At 75.8% G+C, this 15,777-nt stretch carries 12 protein-coding genes; 6 read left to right on the plus strand and 6 right to left on the minus strand.

Going from position 1 to position 15,777, the window contains the following annotated elements:
* Window positions 1–252: 252 nt before the first annotated feature.
* The gene (locus FHU37_RS14755; protein WP_179814632.1) at window positions 253–1,095 is read left to right on the plus strand and encodes an LAETG motif-containing sortase-dependent surface protein; all 843 of its coding nucleotides are present in this window, start codon (window positions 253–255) and stop codon (window positions 1,093–1,095) included.
* A 162-nt stretch (window positions 1,096–1,257) separates the two neighbouring features.
* On the opposite strand, the gene ppc is transcribed toward FHU37_RS14755, so the two are convergent.
* Window positions 1,258–4,044 (minus strand): phosphoenolpyruvate carboxylase, encoded by a 2,787-nt coding sequence (gene ppc, locus FHU37_RS14760; protein ID WP_179814633.1) that lies wholly within the window; start codon window positions 4,042–4,044, stop codon window positions 1,258–1,260.
* Between the two features lie 309 nt (window positions 4,045–4,353).
* On the opposite strand from ppc, the gene FHU37_RS14765 reads away from it, so the two are divergent.
* On the plus strand, window positions 4,354–5,796 hold the full coding sequence (locus FHU37_RS14765; protein WP_246449897.1) for a sensor histidine kinase: 1,443 nt from the start codon (window positions 4,354–4,356) through the stop codon (window positions 5,794–5,796).
* Window positions 5,797–5,875: 79 nt separating this feature from the next.
* On the opposite strand, the gene FHU37_RS14770 is transcribed toward FHU37_RS14765, so the two are convergent.
* Both FHU37_RS14770 and FHU37_RS14775 read right to left on the minus strand, forming a co-directional pair.
* Window positions 5,876–6,403 (minus strand): SUKH-3 domain-containing protein, encoded by a 528-nt coding sequence (locus FHU37_RS14770; RefSeq protein WP_179816284.1) that lies wholly within the window; start codon window positions 6,401–6,403, stop codon window positions 5,876–5,878.
* A gap of 394 nt (window positions 6,404–6,797) precedes the next feature.
* Entirely contained in the window at window positions 6,798–7,862 is a 1,065-nt protein-coding gene (locus tag FHU37_RS14775; protein WP_179814634.1) for an aldo/keto reductase, read from the minus strand.
* A 132-nt stretch (window positions 7,863–7,994) separates the two neighbouring features.
* Here FHU37_RS14775 and FHU37_RS14780 point away from each other — a divergent pair, with 132 nt between their 5' ends.
* The gene (locus tag FHU37_RS14780; RefSeq protein WP_312892612.1) at window positions 7,995–8,813 is read left to right on the plus strand and encodes a helix-turn-helix domain-containing protein; all 819 of its coding nucleotides are present in this window, start codon (window positions 7,995–7,997) and stop codon (window positions 8,811–8,813) included.
* A gap of 60 nt (window positions 8,814–8,873) precedes the next feature.
* Here the strand turns inward: FHU37_RS14780 and FHU37_RS14785 are convergent, their stop codons facing one another.
* Complete coding sequence (locus FHU37_RS14785) at window positions 8,874–9,464, minus strand: YwqJ-related putative deaminase (protein WP_179814636.1); 591 nt, start codon at window positions 9,462–9,464, stop codon at window positions 8,874–8,876.
* 140 nt (window positions 9,465–9,604) lie between these two features.
* On the opposite strand from FHU37_RS14785, the gene FHU37_RS14790 reads away from it, so the two are divergent.
* Together FHU37_RS14790 and FHU37_RS14795 are read left to right on the plus strand one after the other, a co-directional pair.
* Window positions 9,605–10,666, plus strand: a complete 1,062-nt coding sequence (locus FHU37_RS14790) for an SMI1/KNR4 family protein (protein WP_179814637.1) — start codon at window positions 9,605–9,607, stop codon at window positions 10,664–10,666.
* Window positions 10,667–10,679: 13 nt separating this feature from the next.
* A complete protein-coding gene (locus tag FHU37_RS14795) occupies window positions 10,680–13,445 on the plus strand; it encodes an SUKH-4 family immunity protein (protein ID WP_179814638.1) in 2,766 nt (921 codons plus the stop codon).
* A 130-nt stretch (window positions 13,446–13,575) separates the two neighbouring features.
* On the opposite strand, the gene FHU37_RS14800 is transcribed toward FHU37_RS14795, so the two are convergent.
* Window positions 13,576–14,304, minus strand: a complete 729-nt coding sequence (locus FHU37_RS14800; protein ID WP_179814639.1) for a hypothetical protein — start codon at window positions 14,302–14,304, stop codon at window positions 13,576–13,578.
* Window positions 14,305–14,529: 225 nt separating this feature from the next.
* Between FHU37_RS14800 and FHU37_RS14805 the strand changes: the two genes are divergently transcribed.
* Window positions 14,530–15,066, plus strand: coding sequence for a 2'-5' RNA ligase family protein (locus tag FHU37_RS14805; RefSeq protein ID WP_179814640.1), 537 nt, complete (start codon window positions 14,530–14,532; stop codon window positions 15,064–15,066).
* A gap of 83 nt (window positions 15,067–15,149) precedes the next feature.
* Here the strand turns inward: FHU37_RS14805 and FHU37_RS14810 are convergent, their stop codons facing one another.
* Entirely contained in the window at window positions 15,150–15,536 is a 387-nt protein-coding gene (locus tag FHU37_RS14810; RefSeq protein ID WP_179814641.1) for a PRC-barrel domain containing protein, read from the minus strand.
* Window positions 15,537–15,777 lie beyond the last annotated feature (241 nt).

Below are 15,777 nucleotides of genomic sequence, written 5' to 3' on the forward strand. Positions count from 1 at the left end.
AAGCCGGACATTTCCGGTGAGAGGGATCGCTCCGGTACGTATGGGGCTTGATTCTTGGTCAGTTGAGCGAGAACGTAGGGCCGACCACGCGGCGGCAGCCCCTCGAGTCCTGACGACCTCGCGTGAGCACGCCCTTGACCGCCCGCTTCCCAGGGCGCGTCGGGCGCTCCGTGACCCCGTGCCGCCGCGGTCCCTCAACGAACACCGCGCCCAACCCCCAGGGCGCGGTACCCGCCGTTTCCGGGAGACCGAATGTCCCTCCGCACCTTTGTGCGCGCGGCCGTGGCCGCGCCCGTCGTCGCCGGTGTCATGCTCGCACCGACCACCGCCCTCGCCCAGAACGGTGGCAACCCGCCCGGCTCCAACGGCACGGTGAAGGTCCACGACGCCGTCACCGACGAGGAGGTTCGGGCCAACCAGCCGAAGGTCTGCGAGTTCTACCTCGCCGGATTCCAGTTCGACGACCTGGAGAAGGTCGACTGGCGGATCACCCCGGACTGGCAGGGCGGTGAGGGCGAGGCCGTGGCCTCGGGCAGCATCGTGCTGGCCGACGGCACCGGGCGCACCGAGGACATGACCCTGCCCAGCGGCCACTACAAGGTCTTCTGGGAGATCGAGGGCAACCAGAACCCCACCGAGAAGCACAAGGTCTTCAAGGTCGAGTGCCCGGACGGGGGGACGAGCGGCGGCGACGGCGGCTCCGAGAGCGCGGGCGGCTCCGAGGGCGCCGCCGCCGCCGGCGGCGCCGGGGAGACCACCGCCGGCGGCGGCGAGGCCGGTACCGGCGGCGAGCAGGCCACCGGCGGGGAGTCCACCGCCGGCGGCCAGGAGACGACCGGCGGCCAGGAGACGAGCGGCGGCGAGGCGTCCACCGGCGGCCAGGAGACGACCGGTGGCGAGGAGGCCGCCGCGGCCGGTGCCGACGCGTCCAGCCCCAGCCCGAGCGCCGTGCCCGGCAACGTCGTGAACCCCGACGGCGAGCTGGCCCAGACCGGTGGCTCGATCACCCCGATGTTCGCCGGCTTCGCCGCGCTGCTGGTCGTGGTGGGGGTGGCCGCCCGCATCGGGCTGCGCCGCACCGTCGCCGGGAGCTGACCCGGGCCGCCGGCCAGGCACCGCCGGCCGCAGGGCGGGCACCGCCCGCCCTGCGGCGGGTACTCCGGCGCGCACACGCCGCGTCCCTCCACGGGGCGCACACGCGGCAGGGGCCGCCCCACGGGAAGTGGGGCGGCCCCTGCCGCGTCGGTCGGGTCGGGCTCAGCCGGTGTTGCGCAGGCCCGCCGCCACGCCGTTGACCGTGAGCAGCATGGCCCGGGCCAGCAGCGGGTCCTCCTCCTCGCCGGCCGCGGCGGCGGCGCGCTGCCGCGCCAGCAGCGCGACCTGGAGGTAGGAGATCGGGTCGAGGTAGGCGTCGCGGACGGTGAGCGTCTGCTTCAGCAGCGGGTTGTGCTCCAGCAGCTCCGACTCGCCGGTGAGCCGCAGCACCTCGGCCACGGTCAGCTCGTGCTCGGCCTTGATCAGGTCGAAGATGTGGTGCAGCTCGCGCGGCACCAGCGTCTCCACGTAGTGGCTGGCGATCCGCAGGTCGGTCTTGGCCAGCGTCATGGTGACGTTGGACAGGAAGTTGCGGAAGAAGTGCCAGCGCTCGGCCATCTCGGTGAGGATGTCGCCGAGTCCGAGCTTGCGGGCGGCGGCCAGGCCGGTGCCCACGCCGAACCAGCCGGGCACGATCTGCCGGGTCTGGGTCCAGCCGAACACCCACGGGATGGCGCGCAGGCCGTCGAGCCCGGCGCCGGAGTCGGGGCGGCGGGAGGGCCGGGAGCCCAGGTGCAGGGAGGCGAGCTGGTCCACCGGGGTGGCGGCGAAGAAGTACTTCGGCAGGTCCGGGTCGTCGACCAGCTCGTGGTAGCGCTCGAAGGCGGCGTCGGAGACGGAGTCCATCGCCGCGTCCCAGCGGGCCAGCGCCTCCGCGGACTGCCGCGGGCTGGTGTGCAGCACGGACGCCTGGAGGGTGGCCGAGACGGTCAGCTCCAGGTTCTCCTTGGCCAGCGACGGCAGCAGGTACTTGTCGGAGATCACCTCGCCCTGCTCGGTGACCTTGATCTCGCCCTCCAGGGTGCCGTAGGGCTGGGCGAGGATGGCGTCGTGGCTGGGGCCGCCGCCGCGGCCGACGGTGCCGCCGCGGCCGTGGAAGAGCCGCAGCCGCACGCCGTGCCGGTGGGCGACGTCGCGCAGCCGGCGCTGGGCGCGGTGGATCTCCCACTGGCTGGTGGTGATGCCGGCGAACTTGTTGGAGTCGGAGTAGCCGAGCATGACCTCCTGGACGTCGCCGCGCAGCGCGACCAGGCGGCGGTAGGAGGGGTCGGAGAGCATCTCGTCCAGTACCCGGTCGGCCTCGCGGAGCTCCTCGACGGTCTCCAGCAGCGGCACGATGCCGATCCGGGCGAGGCCGCTGTGCAGGTCGATCAGGCCGGCCTCGCGGGCCAGGATGGCGGCGGCGAAGACGTCGTCGGCGCCCCGGCACATGGAGATGATGTAGCTCTCGATGACCTCGGGGCCGAAGCGGTCCAGGGCGTCCCGGATGGTGTGGAAGACGCCGAGGGTCTTGGCGCCGGCCGCGTCGAGCGGGGCGGGGGAGGGGGCGAGCGGGCGGCGCGAGCGCAGCTCCTTGGCCAGCAGGTTCCGCCGGTACTCGCGCGGCATGTCGTCGTAGCGCCAGGAGTCCTCGCCGAGGCGGTCGAAGAGCTGGGCGAGGGCGTGGTGGTGGGCGTCGGCGTGCTCGCGGACGTCCATGGTGGCGAGCTGGAGGCCGAAGGCGCGCAGGGTGCGGATGGCGCGGGTGAGGCGGCCGTCGGCGATGAGCTCGCCGCGGTGGGCGCGCAGCGAGTCGCGCATCACGCTGAGGTCGGCGACCAGCTCGGCGGTGCCGAGGTAGTCGCGGCCCGGCGCGTGCGGCGTGCCCTCGGCGAGCCGCTTGCGGGTGTTGAGCAGCTTCTGGCGGATGCAGGTGGCCTTGAGCCGGTAGGGCTCCTCGGCGTTGATCCGCTTGTAGCGGGGGCTGATCTCCGGCAGGGCGGCCAGGTCGGCCTCCAGGGAGGCGGCGAGCTCGTCGGTGACGCCGGTCAGCCGGACGGAGCTGGACAGGGAGGAGCGCAGCTGGTCGATGATGCCGAGGGCGTCCTCGATGCCGTGCTCGTGCTGGAGGATCAGCACGTCCCAGGTCACCTGCGGGGTGACGTTGGGGTTGCCGTCGCGGTCGCCGCCGATCCAGGTGCCGAAGGCGAGCGGGCGGGCGTCGTCGGGCAGCTCGACGCCGATGCGGCGCAGCTCCTCCGCGAGGTCCTCCAGCACCTCGCCGGCCACGTCGCGGTGCAGCTCGTCGAGGTAGTAGATGGCGTTGCGGGCCTCGTCGGTGGGCTCGGGGCGGGTGACCCGGAGCTCGTCGGTCTGCCAGATGAGGTCGATGACCTCGGCGAGACGGCGGTTGACCCGCTGGCGGGTGGCCGGGTCGGTCGCGGGGGAGTCGAGCAGCTCGCCGACGCGGCGCAGCTTGACCAGGACGCTGCGGCGGGCGGCCTCGGTGGGGTGGGCGGTGAAGACCGGGCGCACCTGGAGGTGGCCGAGGGTCTCGGTGAGGTGCTTGGGGTCGGTGTCGCGCAGCCGCTGCACCACGTTGGCCAGGATGCTGCCGTTGGTGGCGCGGCGGGCGGCCATGTCCCGGCCGCGGTGCACCTGCTCGGTGACGTTGGCCAGGTGGAAGTAGGTGGAGAAGGCGCGGACCAGCTTGGCGGCGGTGGCCGGGTCGGTCTCGCCGAGGAGCCGGGCGGCGGCGTCGCCGTCGGTGCGGGTGAGGGCGCGGACCCGCTCCACCAGGTCGAGGAGGTCCTGTCCCTCCTGCCGGACCAGGGTCTGGCCGAGGAGGTCGCCGAGGCGGCGGATGTCGGCGCGGAGCGCGGCGTCGGCGCCGGTGGGCGGCTGGGCGGGCGACGTGTTGGCCGCCGTGTCGGGGGCCGTGTCGGGCGCGCCGTTGGCCGTTGCGGTCATCGCTGCTCCTTGTCCTACTTCAGGCATGTGGCTGTGCGGACCGCGCTGTCCGACGTTGCAAGGATATGGCGTACCCGCCTTCCGGAGGGTGCCTGGGTTCACATCGGCGAAACCTTCCTGGAGGGGCCGGTGGGCTGGTGGCCGGGCGGGGGTGGGGTTCACGGAGGTCCGAGAGCGGCCTGTGAGGGGCCGCGGAGGGGCCGGTGGCGGGCCCGGGTGGGGGAGTCCGTGGTCGGTGCCGCGGGGCCGTTGGCGGAGGGCCGAGCGGGGGCCGCCGGCCGGGTGTCGGGCTGCCCGTAGGCTGGGCGCATGTCGATGGGGAGTGCCCGGGTGCGGGGGGTCGGAGGCGGGCCGGGCGGGCCTGGTTCCGGGGACGCGTTGTGGTGGTGGCGGCACCGTCGCAGCGTGGCGCTGGACGTGCTGCTGGCCCTTGCGTCGGCGGCGGAGTGCGCGGGGGACGCGCTCCTGCGGTCGGGGCGGGCGGGGGCGGGGGACGACTGGGCCTGGGCCGTGCTGGCCGCCCTGGTGGGGTCGCTCCTGGTGGTCCGGCGCCGGTGGCCGGTGGCGGTGGCGCTGGTCGCCGTCGTGGTGCAGCCGGTGGAGATCGGCCTGGTGATGCTCGTGGTGGGGTTGTACTCCGTCGGGGCGTACGTGGTGGAGCGGTCCACGGTGATCGCGGTGTCGGGTCTGGCGGTGGCGGCGACCGGGGTGGTCACCACCATGTCGATCCTGTCCCAGCCGACGGATCCGGGGACGGTGCGGTTGGGGCCGGCGGTGCTGCTGTCGGTGGTGGTGCCGCTGTCGGTGGGGTCGACCGTGGCGCCGGTGCTGCTCGGGCTGTACGTGGGGGCGCGGCGCCGGCTGCTGGAGTCGCTGCGGGAGCGCGCGCACCGGCTGGAGCGGGAGCAGGCGCTGCTGGCGGAGCAGGCCCGGGAGCGGGCGCACCGGGCGCGGGTGGAGGAGCGGACCCGGATCGCGCGGGAGATGCACGACGTGGTGGCGCACCGGGTGAGCCTGATGGTGGTGCACTCGGGGGCGGTGCAGGCGGTGGCGCGGCGGGACGCGGACCGGGCGGTGGAGGGGGCGCGGCTGATCGGGGACATGGGGCGGCAGGCGCTGGACGAGCTGCGGCAGATCCTCGGCGTGCTGCGGATGGAGGAGGATCCGCCGTCGGCCGCGGGGCCCGTGGCGGGTGGTGCCGGCGGTGTTGGCGGGGCGCGTGCGGTGGGGGAGCGTGCCGCGGATGGGCGGGGCTCGGGTGGTCGCTCCTTCGGGGACGGTTCGTCCGGGGACGGTTCGGCGGGGCAGCGGCCGGAGGGGGTGCCCGCGCGGCGTGCCCGGGAGGATCTGGAGCGGCTGGTGGGGCAGTCCCGGGCGGCGGGGGTGGAGGTGTCGCTGGAGGTGTCGCTGGGGGGTGGCGTGGACGGGGAGGACGCGGAGCACACCTGCGCCTCGGCCTCCGCGACGACCGTGTTCCGCCTGGTGCAGGAGGCGTTGACCAACGTGCACAAGCACGCCGGCCAGGCCCGCACCGCGGTGCGGGTGGTGTGCGTGGCCGGGCGGTTGCGGGCGAGCGTGGTGAACGAGGAGCCGTCGCAGCCGCCGGCCCAGCGGCTGCCGAGCGGGGGCAACGGGCTGACCGGGATGCGGGAGCGCGTGGTGGAGCTGGGGGGTTCCTTCGAGGCGGGGGCGACGGCCGCCGGGGGTTTCCGGGTGGCCGCGGAGCTGCCGTGCGGGGCGGCGGGGGCCTGAGCGCCCGGCGGGGGCCGGGTGGGTCTCGCGGGCTGCGTGGGTCGTGCCTGCTGCGTGGGCCTCGTGCGCCCGGGGGCCGCTAGCCGCTGGTGGGGAGGCGGTGCGGGCGGGTGCCGCAGATGAGCGCGGCCAGCGCCTGGTGGGTGGTGTCGCCGAGGAACCAGTCCCCGGTGTGGTCCAGGGAGTGCACCGCCCCGGAGGCGTCGATGGCCAGGTGGGCGCGGACGGCGTCCGGGCCGGTGCCGGCGTCGGGGACGAGCTCGGCGCCGAGCGGGGCGAGCTGGGTGCCGAGGGCGCGGCCGAGGTCGGTGAGGGTGCGGGGCAGGTGCAGGCCGAGCAGCGGATCGATGACGAAGGGGGTGCGGGCGACCTCGATGCCGGGGCCGGTGAGGGTGACGTGGACGCCGCCGTACTCGGCCCAGGCCTCCACGGCGGCGGCGAACAGGGAGTGCCGGTAGCCGTCGGCGGAGGTGTGCGCGGCGAGGCGGTCGGCCCAGTGCTCCGCCTGGTGCATGTTGCGGCGGCCGGGCAGCCATCCGGCGTCGAGCAGGGCGGTGGCGGCCTCCTCGGGCACCGTGCCGGTGGGCGCCGTCTCCTCGCGTTGCATCGTGTCGTCGCCCACAGCTCTTCCCTTCCGTCCTTGGCCGCCTGGTGGTGAGCCGATCGCCCCCTCGCCGCTCCGGTGGCCCGGGTGGACCGCCGCGCCTATTGAACCAAGTGGCCACCCACACGGGCCCGCCCTCGGTGTGTCGTGCGAGGCCCCGACCGGGGGAGGGGACCGGCAGGCAGACGACTGGCAATCCCCAACCACCCCTGGGGGAGCCCGGGTGCACCCCGTCCGGGCGGCGGGGGCTCCGGCCGGTCCGCCGGGCGCTCGCCGGGTCATCGCGTCCCGCGGGACGCGATCACCTCCGACCAGGATCCGCTCACGCAGCCGACCCTAGGCCATGCCGGGATCGCCCCGAGGGAGGCGGGTGCGCCGCCCTCGGGGCGGGCGGGTGTCAGCGCCGTGTTTCGATCTTCAGGTCGCCGGTGGTCACGTTGCGGACGTGGTCACTGGCGAGCAGGTCGTGCGGGAAGCCGAGTTCGATCGCGCTGGCCCCGTCGAGGCGGGCGAGGTGAGCGGCGGTGAACTCGACATCCAGGGCGCCCAGGTTGTCCTCCAGCTGCGCGGCGGTGCGGGCGCCGATGACCGGTGCCGTCACGCCCGGCTTCCGCAGGGTCCAGGCCAGCCCGACCTGGGCGGGTGTGCGGCCGAGGTCCGTGGCGACCTCCTTCACGACGTCGGCGATGGCGAGGTTGCGTTCGGTGAGCGTGCCCAGGGCGAGGTTGAAGCTCCTGCGGGTGCCGTCGTCGGACGCGGCGTCCGTCGCGGTCAGGTCCTCGCGGGTGTACTTGCCGGTGAGCACCCCGCCGGCCAGGGGGGAGTACGGGATCACCCCCAGCCCCATCTCGCGTGCCATGGGGATCAGGTCGCGTTCCCCGGTGCGCTCCACCAGGTTGTACTCGATCTGCAGCGCGACCAGCGGCGACCAGCCGCGCAGGTCGGCGATCGCCTGCATGCGCGACACCTGCCAGGCCGGGGCGTTGCTGATCGCCACGTACAGGACCTTGCCCTGCCGGACCAGGTCGTCCATGCCGCGCAGGACCTCCTCGACCGGTGTCGTGGAGTCCCACACGTGCAGGTAGAGGAGGTCGATGTAGTCCGTGTCCAGCTGTCGCAGACTCGCCTCCACCGAAGCGAACAGGCTCTTGCGGTGGCTTCCCCCGGAGTTCGGGTCACCGGGTCGGCGCAGCGTCGTGTACTTCGTCGCCAGCACCAGGCTTTCGCGCCTGCCGCGGGTGAATTCGCCCAGCATGCGCTCGGAGCTGCCGTCGGTGTAGGTGTTGGCGGTGTCGACGAAGTTGCCGCCCCGCTCGACGTAGAGGTCGAACAGCCTGCGTGCCTCGTCCCGCTCGGCTCCCCAGCCCCATTCGGTGCCGAAGGTCGCCGCGCCCAGCGCCAGCGGTGAGACCCGCAGCCCGGAGCGGCCCAGCAGCCGGTAGGTGTCGAGGGTGAGCGCCATGGTGCCCTCCTGTGCTCGTGATCGGTTGCCGAGGACAAGGCTGTGGCCGCCGCGGGTCGGCGGTAAGGGAGGGCGTTTCCTGGGAAGGCCCGTCCCACCCTGGCTGTTTGGACGAGCATGACGACCCACACCGTGGATGCGACACAGGAGCTGGCCACGTTCTTACGGTCCCGGCGCGAACGGCTGGACCCGCGCGATCTCGGTCTGCCGTCGCGCCGGCAGGCCCGGCGGACCCCGGGACTGCGCCGTGAGGAGGTCGCCGAACTGGCCGGGATCAGCGTCGACTACGTCGTGCGGCTCGAACAGGGGCGCGGGCTGCGGCCCTCGGCGGACGTGGTGGAGGCACTGGCCCGGGCGCTGCGCCTGACCCCCGTCGAACGCGCCTACCTGTTCAACCTGGCCCAGCAGCGCCCCCGAAACGCCGACCAGCCCGCCACCACCGCGCCGCCGCCGCTGGCCCGGTTGGTCGCCGACCTGTCTCCGCTGCCCGCCATGCTGCTGAACCACCGCTACGACATCCTGGCCTGGAACCGCGAGATGACCAGGCTGCTGCTGGATTTCGGCACCCTGCCGCCGCCGCGCCGCAATTCGATGTGGCTGTGCCTGATGCATCCGCGGATCCGCGAGTTGTACGTCGACCGGGAACGCGTCGTGCGGGAGGGGATCGCCCACCTGCGCGCCGCGTGGGCCGCGCATCCGGAGGACCGGGTGCTGACCGACCTCATTGCCGAACTCGCCGGTCGTGACGAGCAGTTCGCGCGCCTGTGGGCGGAGCGGGACATCGAGGTCAACGGCCGCGGGCGCAAGGTGATGCGGCATCCGGACGTCGGTGTGTTCGCGGTGCACTTCGAGGTGCTCGTGCCTCTGCACGATCCGGATCAGCGGTTGGTGGTCTTCCGCGCCGCGGACGACGAGAGCCGGTCGGCACTGGACAGGTTGTGCGGGCGGTGACGGGGCACCTCCGTTCGCGCACGGATCGACGGTGGGGGGCCTCCCGGGTTCGTCGGGCCGCTAGCCGCCCCGCGCCTCGCCGTCGGTGTTCGGGGGAGGCACGACGGCCACGCCGAAGTGGTCCAGCAGGGCGGCGCAGGAGCGGCAGGGTGGCTGGAAGGTGCCGTGCTGCGGGTCGCCCTCCTCCCGGATCCTGCTGATCGTGAGCCGTGCCCCGCGCAGCGCCTTGCGTGCCTCGGACTCGCCGAAGGAGCGGCGTCCGGGGCGCCTGCGGCGTCCGCTCTCCGCGGCGCTGATGGCCTGTGACAGCAGGACGGCCTCCGGGCACTCGCCGAGGTGCCGTTCCCGCTGGTGGACCGGGAGGGCGTCGAGGAACCGCAGCACCAGCGGGTGCAGCCCGGGCGGCCCGGGGCGCTTGGTGGCGGCGCAGGTCAGGGTGGTGCCCTTGACCTGGAGCGCGGCGGCGACGGTGGGCAGGATGCTGTCCCGGGGGACGGGCCGGGTCGGGCGTGGCGTGCCCGACGGCCCCTCGACCCGGTCGCCCGCGGCGCGCGCACCCGGCAGCACGGGCCGGTCGCCCCGGCGCGTGTCCGCCGGGAGGGCCGGGCCGGCCGGGGGTGGCGGCGGGGCCGGTTCGGTGCTGGTCGTCATGCTGGGCAACAGCTTGCCAGAACGGTGCTGGAAGTCGCGCAGGTGCCGTGGGCAATAGGGTGTTCCGGGAGTTCCCGGGTTGACGTGACAGTTGACGTGACGGTTGACGTGAGATCGAGAGAGGCGGGGAACGCGGAGCCATGGCGGTGTCGCAGCAGCCGGGCCCTCCCGGCGGAGCGCCGGGAGGGTGGGGCCCTCGGGGCTCCGCGCCGAACATCGCGTACGCGGGCAACCGCGTCGCCTTTCCCGATCCGGTGCGGGCCGCCCGCTATCCGGACGGCGTGTGGGTGGACGCGGCCGGCCATCCGGTGCTGACGCCGTACGCCCGCGCCGCCGCCGAGGTCGACGCCCCGCCGCCCGGGTTCGGCGTGGACGAGCTGCGGGTCACCGACGTGGTCGCGGCCAACGTGGCGCTGGCCCGGACCGGCCACGAGCTGTGGCGGGACCTGCCGCTGGGCGCCACCCCGCACGGCTGGACCTGGCACCACGTGGCGGGCAGCCGGCGGCTGGAGCTCGTGCCGGTCGACGTGAAGGTGCTGCTGCGGCACCACGCCGGTCTGGCCACCAGCACGGCGGACCACGGCCGGCGCGGCACCCGCCCCCTGCAGAGCCGGCGCCCGGTGCACTTCGAGCTGCCGGCGGACGGTCAGGCGGTGGGCGAGGAGGCGGTGCGCGAGCTGGAGGAGGACCTCGGCATCCGGCTGCCCGGCCCCTACCGGACGTTCCTCAAGGCCGCCGGCGGCCGGGCGCCGGTGGGCCTCGCCCTGGATCCGGAGCTGGGCGTCCTGGTGGACCAGCCGTTCTGGACGGTGCGCGGCTCCCAGGCCGCGGACGACCTGGCCTACGCCAACCGGTGCCTGCGCGAGTACCTGACCCGCGACTACCTGGCGGTCGGTTACGTCCAGGGCGGCCTGATCGCGGTCCGGCTGCGCGGCACCGGGGCCGGCTCGGTGTGGTTCTGCGCCTACGACGACGCCCGGGACCACGACGGCACCACGGTGGAGCAGCGCTGCGCGGAGCTGCTGCTGCCGTGTGGCGAGGACTTCGACGCGTTCCTGCGACGGCTGGCCGGCAACCCGCCGGAGCTGGTGACGGTGGCCACCGCCATGGTGGACGGTGGATTCGCCCGCGCGGTGGAGCTCTCCCCGCCCGCTCCGAGCGGTGGCGGTTTCGGTGCCGCGGGCGACGCGGTGGGAAGGTGAAGGGGCCGCATCGATGGTGACCTTGGACGCTGTACGGGCCCGCGCCGAGGCGTGGATCAACGGTGGGGTTCCGCCGTACGAGCGCCGCCAGGTGCGGGTGCGGGAGTCCGCCTTCGGTTTCGTGGCGTGGGCCGAGGACCGGGCCGACGGGCCGGTGTCCGACGGCGGGGACGTCCGGATGGTGGTGGAGCGCGCCACCGGGCGCACCACGCTGTGGCCGGGCCTGCCGGCCGAGGAGATCGCCCGGATGTTCGAGGGGGAGGACGTGGCGCCGGCCGAGCAGGCCGCCGAGCCGCCGCAGCCTCCGCCTCCGCCGACGTCGGCCGAGGCGACGTCCTTCCTGCTCTCCCCGCCGCAGTGGCTGGAGGACGGCGGCCAGTCGGGTTTCCGCGCCGACTCGGCCGCGGCCGGAACGGGTGCGGCCGGCGGGGTCGGTGGGGTCGACGGGAGCGCCGCTGCGCCGGGTTCCGGCCCCACGGCGGGTTCCGAGGCGCCCACCATCGCGCATCCCCCCGTCCCGGCGTCCGCCTCGGCGCCCGCCGCCTCGACCGAGGCACCCACCCTGGTCCAGCCCGCGCCGTCGGCCGGGTCGGTGCCGGCGCCCGCGGGTGCGGAGGCCGCCACGGCCGTGCTGCCGGGCCCGGTGCCGACCGCGGCCGCCCCGCCGGTCCCGCCGGGCAGCCCCGCGCCGCCCCCCGCTCCGCCGGTCGCGCCGCCGCCGGTCCCGTCGACGCCCCCGGTCGCGCCCGCGCCGCCCGCCCCGCCCGCGCCGCCCGCCCCGCCCGCCCCGCCCGCGCCGCCCGCGCCGCCGGCCGGGACGCCGGCGGGCGCTCCGGCGCCCACGGCCGTGGTGCCGGCCGCCGCCGGCCCGCTGCCCGGCGACGGCGCGACCCCGGCGGGCGGTGTCCCGACCGTGGCGGGCGACGACACGCCGCCGGTACCGCCCGCCCCGCCAGCCGCCCCGACCCCGCCCCCGGCTCCTCCGGCCTCGCCCGGCCCGGCCGGCGCCCCTCCGGCACCCCCCGCCCCCACGCCCCCCGGTGGCGCCGCCCCGCCCCCGACCGTGGTCGTGTCGGCCTCCGACCTGGCCGCGGCTTCCGCCGAGGCCGCCACCATCGGCGCGGAACCACCCGGTGACGACCGCGGCGGCCGCACCCAGGCCATGCGCCCGGGCGGACCGTCCCGGGGTGGCTCCGGCCGTCCCGCGGCGTCCGCCGGACGCGATCTGCACCCGTCGCAGCGCCCCGTCCCGCCGCCGAGCGGGGCACGACGCCGTTCCGTCCCGGTGCAGCCGCCCGCCGCCGGCGCGCCGCCGTCCTCCGACGCCGCCCAGATCGCGCAGGAGGCCACCCGGATGGTGCAGCTCCCGACGCCGCCCACCGGTGCGGCGCCGGGAGGTCCGGCCGGCCCCGCCAACCCCGCGACTGCGCCCGGAGCCCCGGCCGCCCCGGGGCCCGGTGGCGTGCCGAACGCCCCCTGGACGCCGCCCGGTGGCGCTCCGCCCTTCGCCGCCCCTGCGGGCGCGGTCCCGCCGCCCGGCCCGGTTCCGCCCGGCCCGGTTCCGGTTCCGCCCTTCCCCCCGGGGGCGGTTCCCCCGGGCGCCGTGCCCGCGGGGGCGGCCGTCCCGCCTCCGGGCATGCCGCCCATGGCCGGACCGCACCCGGTACCGCCGCACCCCGCGCCGGCGCCCGGGCCGATGCCTGTGCCCACGCCCATGCCCATGCCGCCCGGGCCGCCGCCCGGCGTCGGCCTCGGGACGCCGCCCCCCGGCCAGGGGCCCTCGCCGGTCGGCGCGCCGCCCGCCGGCGGGCCGACGGTGGGACCGGGCTACCTCGCGGTGCTCCGCTACCGCAGCCCCGACGGCAGCGAGCAGCAGCTGATCGAGCAGAGCGAGATCGGTCTGCCGCACCCGGAGTGGCGGCTGCGGGAGCGGCTGCGGCAGCTCGGCGTCCCACCGCACGAGGTGCTGGAGCTGCACACCCAGCTGGAGCCGTGCGACGTCCCCGGCGGCTACTGCGCGCGGCTGGTGCGGGAGAGCTTCCCGTCCGTTCGGCTGAGCCACACCGCGTCGTACGGCGTCGACCACGCCTCCCGGCAGCAGGGCGTGCGGCACCTGGTGGAGCACCAGGACGAGCTGCACCACCTCGCCGCCGGCCCGGCCCGGCCGGCGCCGGTGCGGGTGCCGCTGCCGGATCCGGCGTCGGTGCCGCGGCTGCCTCCGGTCGACCCGGCCGGGCTGACCCAGGAACTGCTGATGGCGTTCGGCCCGCAGATGATGTACCGGTACGACGGCTACGCCGTCTCCCGCGCCGGCGTGCCGGAGGTGGTCGCCCACGTGCTGGCCGGGATCGGACTGCCGGGCGAGTACCCGCCGTTCTTCCAGGCGCACATCCGCCCCGGCGAGCCCGTCCCGACGCTCGCCGAGTTCGCCCTGCAACGCGGGCTCCAGCCGGCCCCCGACGCCGCCTCCTACCTGGTCTTCGGCGGTGACTACGGGCGGCAGATCTGCGTGCAGTACGGCACCGCCGCCATCATGGCCGTGGATCCGGCCGGGCAGGGCGCGACCCGGTTCGTCAACAGCGGGATCATCGAGTTCGCCCGCGCGCTGGCGGTGCTCGGACGGATGTGGCCGCTGCGCCGCGGGCTGACGCACGAGCAGGCGGGGCGTTGGACGGCCGACTTCCAGGTGCAGCTGATGGCGGTGGACCCGGCGGCGCTGCACGCCACGGACACCTGGTGGTCGACCCTGGTCGAGCAGCTGTGGGACGGGCTGATGTGAGGCGGGCCCGCGGGGGCCGACCCGGCGGGCGCGCCGGCGCACGGCGGGGGGTGCTGCCCGGTGCGCGGGGACTGCGTGGGGAGGTGTCCGGGCCGTTCGGGGGCGCCGGTGCGGTCAGGCGCCGGTGCGGTCAGGCGCCGGTCTCCTCGGGCTGCCAGACGATCAGGTCCCCGGCCAGGGTCACCGCCTCCTGCGGGCCCTGCGGCGGGGTCACCTCCGCGATGACCGCCATCGCGACCCCCTCTTCGCCGGTGACGGCGCAGATGGCGGCGCCGGCGACGATGCCGCGCTCCTGGATCTCCTCGGGGGTCGACGTGGGGATGGAGCCGAGCGGTGTCCCGGTGGCCAGCAGGCACCGCTCGTAGGTCTGTGGTTCGCCCGCGGGCAGCAGGCCGACGGCGGCCCCCTCCCGGGGGCTGAGCGTGGAGGTCGCGCAGTCCGGCGCGCGGGCGTGCACCAGCTCGCTGCCGGGGGGAGGCTCCTCGTCCGCCGGGCGTGTCCTGCTCAGCCCGGTGTCCAGGTCGAGGGCCTGTTGCTCCCCGCAGGCGATCGGGCCTATCGCCCAGCGGCCGTGGCTGGCCGTGTAGCCGAGCGGCACGTCGATCCCGGACACCGGCGGCGCGGGGGGCACCGGCACCGGGACCGCCGGCGCGGCGGGGTTCAGGTCCGCCGAGGGCGGCGCGGTGTCGCCCGGCGGGGAACCGCCGGGGTGGGGATCCCGCGCGAGTTGGAGCGCGGCGACACCCGTGCCGATCAGCGGGACGAGGATGCCCACCACCCACCAGGCCCAGCGTGGCTGCCCTGGGGGCGGGGACCCCTCCGGAGTTGGGACGGCAGGATCGTCCGAGGCGTCCGACATGGCCTTCTCCTCCGGGCCGCGCCCGCGAGAGCGCGTGGCCTCACCCCCATTATGCGCTTTCCGTAATAAAGACAATGCTTTGAGTGATGTGTCGGGTGTGGGAGGTGCTCCGCCGTCGCCGTCCGAGCCGGCCGGGGACCCCGCACGCCACACCGGCGCTCCCCCGCGACCGGCCCGCACCCCGCCGGCGCGCCGCGGCGGCCCTCCGGGCGCTACCGTGCCTGCATGCGCACCGTGGAACTGACCTGCGACGACGAGTTCGACCGGGCGGTGCGCGAGGTCTGGGACCGCCTGGCGGAGGCCGGGTTGCCCAGCCTCACGCTCAATACCCACCCCACGCACCGGCCGCACCTGACCCTGGCCACCTGTGACTCCTTTCCGGCCGGTGCCCGCCGCCGGCTGGACGAGGCGCTGTCGCCGCCGAACCTGCCGCTGCGGGTCCGGCTCACCGGCCTGCTCTCCTTCAGCGCGCGCAGCCGTCGCCGCGTCCTGGTCTGGGGCGTGGTGCCGACCGGGGAACTGCTCGCCCTGCACCGCGCGGTGTGGGACGCGCTGGAGGGGGCCGGGGAGCGCGGCCCGTTGCTGGCGCCGGGGCGCTGGATGCCGCACGTGGGGCTGACCCGCCGTCTGGAGCCGGAACAGGTGGCCGCCGCCCTGCTGGTGCTCGGCCGGCTGCCCGACCTGACCGGGAGCTTCGACGCCGCCCGGAGCTACGACACCGTCTCGCACACCACCGACGCCCTCGGCGGCACCGCCTGGTGAAGGGGGCGGGCACGGCGAGGCCCCCACCGCCCGGGGGGAGAAGCGGTGGGGGCCGGTCCGGGGGCCGCCTGGCCGGGGGCGGCTCAGTACGGTCCGGGGCGACCGGGGGCGTCGAGGCCGCCGGTGCCGCCGGAGTCGTAGTAGCGCCCGATCTCCGAGCGGCTCGGCGCGTCGTCCTCGTACCCGCCGGGGACGAACTGCGGCGCGTGCCTGACCTCGGCCTTGGTCCAGCCGACGTACACCCGACGGTCGTCGGCGTCGACCCGCTCGATGCACTCCGAGGGCAGCACCACCTGGTGGCCGAAGATCCACCGGCGGGTGTCGACGACGACGTGCGCCGGGTCGACCTCCTCGCTGGCCTCGTCGATCCGGCCGATCCGGCCGTCGAGCGCCTCGACCCGGAAACCGGTCAGATCGGTGCCCGGCAGGTGCTGGGAGTCCGGGCCGTAGCTCCACGCGTGGTCACTCACGTCAGCTCCCTGTGTCGTCGTCGGATCCGTGCCTTGCCGACTCCGTTCGTCGTTCGACAGTGCGACTACCCGACCGCTCTCCCCGTATGCGATCGAATCGCCGCAAAATGGCCCAATCGGCCAGCCGTCGCGCCCGGGCGAACCACCCGACGGCGGATCACGGGTGAGCCGGACGGCGTGACGGGGCATCATGTGAGACACCCAGGGACACCAGGAGACGGCGGCCGGCCGGTGCGTCCGT

The sequence above is a fragment of the Allostreptomyces psammosilenae genome, from assembly GCF_013407765.1.
In the GTDB taxonomy this organism is placed as follows: domain Bacteria; phylum Actinomycetota; class Actinomycetes; order Streptomycetales; family Streptomycetaceae; genus Allostreptomyces; species Allostreptomyces psammosilenae.